The following is a 1,750-nucleotide window of genomic DNA, read 5'->3' on the forward strand; positions in this document are numbered from 1 at the left end:
AAGAGGCCGTCTCAAAATGAATTGAGATGGCCTCTGTCGTTTTATATCAGATTGAAGTCGTTTGGATTTTCCTCAAAAAGTTTACAAGTTTCCTCCTACAGATTTCATGGTTTCAAACCGTTTTGTTCGGTCAGAAGCCTCCTAAGAGGCTACTTTTGCAAGATTATGCGCTATGGCCAGCAGGCCAAATTCAATTTCCACCTTCTTCAGCCCGCGGAGATGGAACCTCTTGAAGCGCTTGTTGTTCTTGAGGTTTCCAAATACGGCTTCCACATCCTGCGGCCGCTGGCTCCGGTATTTAAGACCTTCCGCAGAAAGGAGTTTCTCACGTTCCCTTTCCTTGATTTTCCTCAGCCTGTGGTTTACCTGCACAATCCTTTCCGACCGGCTTCTGTGACACCGGCATCTTAACGGACAGCCCTTGCAGTTCCGGGCCCTGTACCTTGAGATGGTCTGTACAAAACCGTTGTCCGTCGTCCGCTTCACATCGGAGAGTCTTTTCATCCTCTGTCCCATCGGACAGTACATCCCGTCGGTTTCTTCATTATAGTAAAAGTTGGCAGACAGGAACGGGTCATTTCTGAAGCTCCTTTTCTGTTCCTTGTGGAAATAGTTGTACTTTATGAAGGTTTCAATGCCATGCCTGAAGGCGTACAGGTAGTTCTCCTCGCTTCCGTATCCGGCGTCACAGACGGACACGGAAGGATATCTGCCGTACAGGGAATGGAAGTCTTCCATGTGCAGGGGATAGGTGGAGGTGTCACCGGCACACTGGTGGAGGGTATAGTTCAGGATGAACTGTCTGTTGGTACTGACCTGCGGGTTGTATCCGGGCTTGAGCTGCCCGTTTCTCATGTGGTCCTCCTTCATCCGCATGAACGTGGCGTCGGGGTCTGTCTTGGAGTAGCTGTTGCGCCCGTCGAGAATCTTTCCCTGGGATTCATATTTCTTCAGCTGTTCGGGCCATGCCTTCTTCACGCGCCGGACCTTGGCCTTCACTTTCCGGTCCGCATCCGTTCCCTCCAGAGCTTCATGTATCTGCTCCAGCGCCCTTTCCACCTTCTCGGGGGTGATGTCCTGGTAAGTGAGGGGAGCGGAGTCGCGCAACTCCTGCTTGGTGACGGACTCGGCGTACCGCCATATCTCCTCAAGCTGTTCCGCGATTCTGGAGATGCGGGTGTGGATGGACTTGCCCCAGACGAACGTATAACGGTTGGCGTTTGCTTCCATCTTCGTCCCGTCGGTGCAGGCCACGTCCAGACTTACAAAGCCCTCCGCCACGAGGAACTTCACGATGGTGGCGAAGACGGTCTTGAGCACATCCTTCAGCCGGCTGCTGCGGAAACGGTTGATGGTGTTGTGGTCAGGAGTCACATTGCCGGTCAGCCACATGAAGCGGATGTCATTGCGGCAGAACTCCTCGATGCGGCGGCTGGAATAGATATTGCGCAGATAGGCATATACCAGAATCTGCAGCATCATGCGGGGATGGTAGGCCGGACAGCCTTTGACGGAGTACTTGCGGTAAAGTTCTTCCAGGCTGATCTGTTCAATGATACGGTGAACAACCCGGACCGGATCGTTCTGGGGAATAAAATCGCCTAAACACGGAGGTAAAAGCAGATTATCGTTGGAGGTATAGTTTTTAAACATTATCTTTGGGATATATTGCTTGATTCCCTAAGATACGAAAAATTAGGGAGACGGGCAAGTCCTGACTGAGCGAAGTTTGGGCTTGCCCGATTTTTTT

Annotated in this window: 1 protein-coding gene; it reads right to left on the minus strand. The window is 51.7% G+C overall.

Annotated features, from left to right (window positions below; translation table 11 throughout):
* Positions 1-141 precede the first annotated feature (141 nt).
* Positions 142-1,653 carry an IS1182 family transposase gene (locus H6A28_RS14715; RefSeq protein WP_204481045.1) on the minus strand — a complete coding sequence of 504 codons (1,512 nt, stop codon included), beginning with the start codon at positions 1,651-1,653 and terminating at the stop codon, positions 142-144.
* Positions 1,654-1,750 lie beyond the last annotated feature (97 nt).

The organism is Bacteroides mediterraneensis (assembly GCF_016900355.1).
Classification (GTDB): domain Bacteria; phylum Bacteroidota; class Bacteroidia; order Bacteroidales; family Bacteroidaceae; genus Phocaeicola.